Origin of the sequence: Aeromonas sp. R4-1, from assembly GCF_040908325.1 — a bacterium.
Lineage (GTDB): Bacteria > Pseudomonadota > Gammaproteobacteria > Enterobacterales > Aeromonadaceae > Aeromonas > Aeromonas veronii.
The window spans coordinates 127,042-134,452 of sequence record NZ_JBFODM010000099.1; the positions used below are offsets into that span (position 1 = coordinate 127,042).

Sequence of the window (7,411 nt, forward strand, 5' to 3'; positions counted from 1 at the left end):
AACTTCGGTATGATCACATTGCTTGTCCTGCTGGTGCTGGCGATAGCCGTTGTGCTCGGCGTACCCTCCATCCGTAAAAAGGTGGTAACCCGTCCGATGTTCGGCATCTTCAAAAAGATATTGCCGCCCTTGTCAGCTACCGAGCGGGAGGCCATGGAAGCCGGCTCCGTCTGGTGGGATGGCGAGTTGTTTCGCGGCAACCCCGACTGGAAAAAACTGCACGGCTACGGCAAGGCCGAGCTGACCGCAGAGGAGCAGGCCTTTATCGACAATCAGGTCGAAACCCTGCTCGCCATGGTTGATGACTTCAAGATCGTCAACGAAACCAAAGACCTGCCGGAGCCGGTGTGGGACTATCTGAAGAAGGAAGGCTTCTTCTCCCTGATCATCCCGAAATCCTATGGCGGCCGCGAGTTCTCGGCGATTGCCAACTCCACCATCGTTACCCGCATCGCCACCAAGAGCCTGAGCGTGGCGGTTACCGTCATGGTGCCGAACTCCCTCGGCCCGGGTGAGCTGCTGATGCACTACGGCACCCAGGCCCAGAAAGATTTCTGGCTACCGGGGCTAGCCAACGGCAAGGAAGTGCCCTGCTTCGCCCTGACCGGGCCGGAGGCGGGCTCCGATGCAGGTGCCATTCCTGACAAGGGAATCGTCTGCAAAGGGATGCACAAGGGTGAAGAGGTGCTGGGTATTCGCCTCAACTGGAACAAGCGCTACATCACCCTGGCGCCGCGCGCTACCGTGCTGGGGCTGGCGTTCAAACTCTATGACCCGGAAAAGCTGCTGGGTGACAAGGAAGAGCTCGGCATCACCTGCGCGCTTATCCCAACCAGCCACCCCGGTGTGCGCGTTGGCGATCGTCACTACCCCATGGGTCTGGCGTTCCTGAACGGCCCGACTTTCGGCAAGGATGTGTTCATTCCGCTCGACTGGATCATCGGCGGCCCGGATTACGCCGGTCGTGGCTGGCGCATGCTGGTGGAGTGCCTCTCCGCCGGTCGCGGCATCTCGCTGCCTGCGCTGGGCACCGCTTGCGGTCACATGGCGACCCGCACCGTAGGCGCTTACTCCTATGTACGCAAGCAGTTCGGCATGTCCATCGGCAAGTTTGAAGGGGTGCAAGAGGCGCTGGCTCGCATCGGCGGCCTCACCTATCAGCTGGAAGGGGCCCGTCGTATGACCGCCGGTTCCCTGGACTTGGGCCAGGCACCGGCCATCGTCACCGCGATTTCCAAGTACCACATGACCGAAATGGCGCGTCAGATCATGGATGACTCCATGGACATCCACGCCGGTCGTGCCATCCAGCTGGGCCCGAAAAACTACACCGGCTACGCCTACATGGGTATTCCGGTGGCCATCACGGTGGAAGGGGCCAACATCCTGACCCGCAACCTGATGATCTTCGGGCAAGGGGCCACTCGCTGTCACCCGTACGTGTTTGCCGAGCTGGAAGCGGCGGCCGATACCGACGTGGAACGCGGTCTCGAGAAGTTTGACGCCCTGCTGATGAAGCACATCGCCTTCGGCGCCGGCAACTTCTTCGGTTCCCTGTTCCAGGGGCTGACTCTGGGTCAGTTCAACAGCGCGCCGGTGGCCGGTGAAACCGCCCGCTACTACAAACAGCTCTCCCGTATGAGTAAAGGGCTGGCCCTGTGCGCCGACGTCTCCATGCTGATGCTGGGGGGCGATCTCAAGCGCAAGGAGATGATCTCCGCCCGTCTGGGTGACGTGCTGAGCCACCTCTATCTGGCCTCCGCCACCCTCAAACATTACGAGGATCAGGGCCGCATGGTCTCCGATCTGCCGTTCGTGCAGTACGCGGTGGAGCGCAACCTCTACCTGATTGGCAAGGCGTTCGAGGGCTTCTTCCAGAACTTCCCGAACAAGGTGGTGGGTGCCGTACTCAAGCGCGTGGTGTTCCCGTTCGGCGTCGGTTACAAGATGCCGGCCGACGATCGCTGCCACGCCATCTGTCTGGCCATGATGAAGCCGGGCGAGTTCCGCGACCGTCTGACCGCCCTCTGCTACGTGGGCAAGGACGAGGCGGATCCGGTCGGTCTGATGGAGCGTGCCTTCCAGGCCATGGTCGCTGTGCAGCCCTACGAGAAGAAGCTGGTGCAGGCCCAGAAAGAGGGCAAACTGCCCCGCAAACTGGCGCTACCGGAGCTGGTTGCCGCCGCACTGGCCGGTTCCATCTTGAGCAAGGACGAAGCGGACAAACTGCTGGCCGCCGATGCCCTGCGCTACGAAGCCATTCAGGTAGACAACTTCGCCCCGGGCGAGCTGGAAGGCTTCTCCCAGCAAGCAAACAAGCAGCCAAACAAGGTCGAGCACGCCGCCTGATCCCTTGGCAAACCAGTACCAAACCGGCCCTCGTGGCCGGTTTTTTTGTTTGTTAACCATGCATTTACAAGCCGGGAGAATTCCAGTTAAATGCTTGAGTCCCTGTTGCAGGGGCTTTGGAAGCAAGGCCAGCGGAATGGCCGATAACAACGACTCAGGAAGAGTGAATGAACCTCGCCAAAACGGCGATCGAACGCCCCATCTGGGTGGCGGTCTCGATCGTGCTGATTTTCCTGCTGGGCCTGCTCAGCATCCGGGGACTGCCGATCCAGCTGTTCCCCGACATCGACCGTCCACACCTCAACATCTCGGTGAGCTGGCGTTCAGCCTCGCCCCAAGAGATGGAGTCGGAGATCACCGACCCCATCGAGCAGGAGATGCAGGGGGTGCAAGGGCTCAAGAGCCTTGTCAGCAACAGCTATCCCGGCTTTACCGAAATCGACATGGAGTTTGCCCTCGGCACCGACATGCAACGGGCCCAACTCGATGTGATTTCGCGACTGAACCGGGTCTCGGGATTGCCGGACAAGATCGGCGGCCCCTACGTCAACAACTACAGCAGCAACGACACCCTTACCTTCTTCTTCATCCAGCAGCTGCCCGGCGCCAAAGGGGTGATCGATGATCATCAGGCGTTGATCGAGGCGCGGGTCAAACCCGAGCTGGAGCGCATTGAAGGGGTCTCGACGGTCGCAGTCGAGGGGATCAACGAGCGCCAGATCCAGATCCGCTTCGACCCCTATCGCGCCGCCGAGCTGGGGGTGGAGATCCCGGTGTTGGCCAGCCGGGCCACCACCGGCTGGGACGTGTCGGCCGGTACCCTCGACATCGGTCGCTGGGAGTACAAGCTGCGCTTCGCCGGTCGTTACGACGTCGAGACGCTGGGGGACAAGGTGGTGGACTGGCGCAATGGCCTGCCCATCTATCTGCGGGATGTGGCGGAAGTAAGGGTGGCCAGGGAAGAGAACCCGGTGCTGCGGATCCAGAACGGCAATACCGCCATCGCCGCCCAGATCTTCAAGGAGAGCGGTGCCAATGCCCTGGCCTCCCTTGAGGCGATCAAGGCTCGGGTGAACGAGCTCAACCGCGAGGTGCTGGAGCCGGTCGGGCTGCACATGGAGCAGTCGTTCGATGCCTCCCTCTACATCAATCGTGCCGTCAGCATGGTCACCGCCAACCTGGGGCTCGGGGTGCTGCTCTCCTGCGCCATCCTCTGGCTCTTCCTGCGCCAGCTCAAGGCGACCCTGATGATTGCCCTCGCCATCCCCATCAGCATCATGCTCACCTTCTGCCTGCTCAAGGTGATGGATCGCACCCTCAACATCATCTCGCTGGCGGGCATCGCCTTTGCCGTCGGCATGGTGCTCGACGCCGCCATCGTGGTGCTGGAGAGCATCTACCGGCGCCACGAGCGGGGAGATTTGAGCAAGGTGGAGGCGGCTCTCGAAGGCACCCGTCAGGTGTGGACGGCACTGGTCGCCTCCACCCTCACCACGGTTGCTATCTTCCTGCCGGTGCTGCTGCTCAACGATGTGGAGGGTCAGCTGTTTGCCGATCTGGCGCTGACCATCGCCTGCGCCGTGACGGTCTCCATGCTGGTCGCCGTCATCGTGCTGCCTGCGGTAGCGGCGCGCTGGATGGGGCGTGAAACGCTGACCGATCCCTATGAGTCGCTGTGGCAGCGCACAACTCGTCATGTGATCCGCTGGACCTCGACCTCACGCCAGCGCTGGACGGTCATCACCCTGATGATGAGTCTGCCGGCCCTGGCCACCTGGGCGCTGCTGCCCAAGATGGACTATCTGCCGGACGTGAAACGGGACGCGGTGGATGTCTGGATGAACTTCACCCCCGGGGTCAACCTCAAGGCCCAGCGCGAAGAGGTGATCGATACCCTGATCGCCCGCCTCGCCCCCTACATGAAGGGGGAGAAAGAGCCTGCCCTCAAGAACTACTACATCTTGCGCTACCCGGGGGGCGCCCAGATTGGCGTGCGACCCAAGGACGAGACCCGCATCAAGGAGCTGGAGAGCCTGTTGATGAAACAGCTGCTGGTGGGTATTCCCGACACCCGGGTGTTCGGCGGTCAGGGGTCGCTGTTTGGCGGCTTTGACAGCGAGAACGGCGTCTCCCTGCTGCTGCAGGGGGGTAACCTGCCCGAGCTCTATCAGGCGGCCCGTGCCAGCATGGGGATCCTCAGCAAGGATCTGCCGGGAGCACAGATCCGACCCGAGCCGAGTCTCGACTTCACCGCCCCCGAGCTCAAACTGGTGCCGCAAGATCGGCGCCTCGCCGAAGTGGGTTGGGATCGCACGCCCCTGCCCACCATCATCCAGACCTTTGGCGACGGCTTGCGGGTCGGCGAGTATTTCGATGGCGAGGATCGGCTCGACATCATGCTGATGGGACAGAGCTCCGCCAATCCGGACGAACTGAAGGCTGTGCCGCTGGCCACCCCCTCCGGGCGCATCGTCCCCCTTGGCGAGCTGTTGCGGGTGGAGCACGACATGGGCCCGGCCAGCATCTTCCGGGCCGATGGGCGGCGCAGCATCAGCCTGCTGATAACACCCCCGGCGGGCATGACCATGGAGCAGGTGATCGACACCCTGAAAAACCACAGTTTTGCCGCCATCCGTCCCCTGCTGCCCGCCGGTGGCGAGCTGCGCATTGCCGGCAATGCCGACAGCCTGCAACAGGCGCTCGACAATCTGGGGGCCATCTTCCTGTTCGCCGTGGTGATCCTGCTGGTGCTGCTGTGGGGGGTGTTTGCCTCCCTCAAGGATGCGCTACTGGTGCTGCTCACCCTGCCCCTAGCCTCGGTTGGCGGCGTGCTGGCGCTGCAACTAAGCGGGCTGCTGGTGCCGCTGCCGATGGACCTGCTCACCATCATCGGCTTTGTCATCCTGCTGGGACTGGTGGTCAACAACGCCATCCTGCTGGTGCATCAGACCCGCACCGCCGAGCGGGACGGCATGAGCCGCCAGCTGGCGGTGGCAGATGCCCTGCAAAGCCGGATGCGTCCCATCGCCATGACCAGTCTCACCAGCATCTTCGGCATGCTGCCGCTGATGCTGAGTCCGAGCGAAGGGAGTGAAATTTACCGCGGGCTCGCCACCGTCATTGTCGGCGGCATGAGCTGCAGCACTCTGTTTACCCTGATCCTGTTGCCTGCCTTCCTGCGTCTCGGGGAGCAGGTGGCGATCCCACAACCCCTGCGCCAGCGGGCCTGAGCAAGGAGCTCATCGATGACACATATGATTACCCGAATGTTGGCTGGCGCTGTGCTGATAGCAGGCAGTGCGCTACCGGTATTGGCCGATCAGGGCAAGATGGTGACCCTGGCGGATGTGACCCAAGGGGATGCGGCCGCCAATATCTGGGTCAGCGGCACGGTGGCAAGTCGCCAGCAAGCGTCGCTCAGCGCCGAAGTGAGCGGCCAGGTGGAGTGGATCGCCGAATTTGGCAGCCGGGTCAAAAAAGGGGATGAGCTGCTGCGCCTCGACAGTACGGCGCTGCGCCTCTCGCTGGAGCAAGCTCGCGCCGAGCAGGCGAAATGGCAGAGCAACCTGCGCTTCGCTCGCGCCGAATCCCAGCGGATCACCCGGCTACACCAGCAAAAGAGCGCCTCCCAAAGCCAGTACGACAAGGCCAGTTATGATGTAGAGCAGGCCGCGCTGGCCGAGCGGCTGGCCGTCATACAGGTGAACCAGATTGAGGAACAGCTGCGCCGCAGCCACATCTATGCCCCGTTCGACGGCGTGGTGAACAACCACTTCATCCAGCCCGGCGAGCATGTGGACGCGGGCGAACAGGCGCTGGAGCTGGTCAACCCGGATCAGCCGGATATCCGCCTGCAGGCCCCCATACTCTGGGCCCAGCAGCTGGCACCGCAAACCCGGCTGCGGGTGGAGGGGGAGCAGCTGAGCGGTCACGGCGTCTATTACCAGCGAGCCGCCAGCGCCGATCCCAAGTCACGCCTCATCGAGCTGCGCCTCAAACCGGAAGCGGGCACCTTCATCATCGGCTCCCCGGTACGGGTTGCCCTGCCACTGGGGGATCAGCAGAGCATGCTGCTGCCCCGGGATGCCCTGGTGCTCGGCACCGATGGCAGCGTGGTCTATCAGGTGGCGCGAAGCGGCAAGGCGCTCAAGGTGAATCGGGTGCCGGTCACCGTGCTGTTTGGCGACAGCCAGCAGGTGGCGGTGAGCGGCGCCCTCAAGCAGGGGGACCGGGTGGTGGTACGTGGCGCGGGCAGCCTGCAGGATGGCGACACCATAGCGCTGTTCAAGGGCTAACCACGCCCGACGTAGGCTGGCCAATCTTTACCCGCTTGGCCCGGGACATACAGCCAAACGGGCCACAGTTTGCTATCTTGGCGGCCATCACTCGCGTTTAGAGCAATCAACACCCATGAGCATTATTTTGGGCATCGATCCGGGATCGCGGATCACCGGATACGGGGTTATCCGGGTCGTGGGCGGCAAGGCCGAATACTTGGGCTCTGGCTGCATCCGCACCGATTGCGGCGAGCTGCCGGAGCGCCTCAAGCAGGTCTATGACGGGGTATGCGAGATCATCACCCAGTTCAAACCCACCGAGTTTGCCATCGAGCGGGTCTTTATGGCCCGCAACGCCGACTCGGCCCTGAAACTGGGACAGGCCCGGGGCAGCGCCATCGTCGCCGCAGTCAACGCCTATCTGCCGGTGAGCGAATACTCTGCCACCCAGATCAAGCAGGCGGTGGTGGGCACCGGCGGCGCAGCCAAGGAGCAGGTGCAGCATATGGTGACCCATCTGCTGAAACTCTCCGCCACCCCGCAGGCGGACGCAGCAGATGCCCTCGGCGTCGCGCTCTGCCACCTGCACACCCGCCAGAGCCTGATCAAGATGGCCGGCCGCGCCAGCAGCTCGGTACGTGGCCGCTATCGCTGAGCCCTTATGTCGCCCACGGCTCATCTCGGTATCGCTAAGGAAGGTGCGAATAAGCGGGGAAATTCTTCTCGGCTGACGCAGTCATTTCATTTCTTCATGTTTGAGCCGATTTTTTCTCCCGTAAATGCCT

4 protein-coding genes are annotated in these 7,411 nt (G+C 62.7%); all 4 read left to right on the forward strand.

Going from position 1 to position 7,411, the window contains the following annotated elements; translation table 11 throughout:
* The first annotated feature begins 9 nt into the window (after positions 1-9).
* The 4 genes from AB5Y90_RS20000 (at position 10) to ruvC (ending at position 7,281) form a co-directional block, all read left to right on the forward strand.
* Entirely contained in the window at positions 10-2,349 is a 2,340-nt protein-coding gene (locus AB5Y90_RS20000) for an acyl-CoA dehydrogenase (RefSeq protein WP_368167595.1), read from the forward strand.
* Positions 2,350-2,516: 167 nt separating this feature from the next.
* Positions 2,517-5,579, forward strand: coding sequence for an efflux RND transporter permease subunit (locus tag AB5Y90_RS20005; RefSeq protein ID WP_368167596.1), 3,063 nt, complete (start codon positions 2,517-2,519; stop codon positions 5,577-5,579).
* 15 nt (positions 5,580-5,594) lie between these two features.
* A complete protein-coding gene (locus AB5Y90_RS20010) occupies positions 5,595-6,644 on the forward strand; it encodes an efflux RND transporter periplasmic adaptor subunit (protein ID WP_368167597.1) in 1,050 nt (349 codons plus the stop codon).
* A gap of 115 nt (positions 6,645-6,759) precedes the next feature.
* On the forward strand, positions 6,760-7,281 hold the full coding sequence (gene ruvC / locus AB5Y90_RS20015; RefSeq protein ID WP_005334512.1) for a crossover junction endodeoxyribonuclease RuvC: 522 nt from the start codon (positions 6,760-6,762) through the stop codon (positions 7,279-7,281).
* Positions 7,282-7,411: the final 130 nt, after the last annotated feature.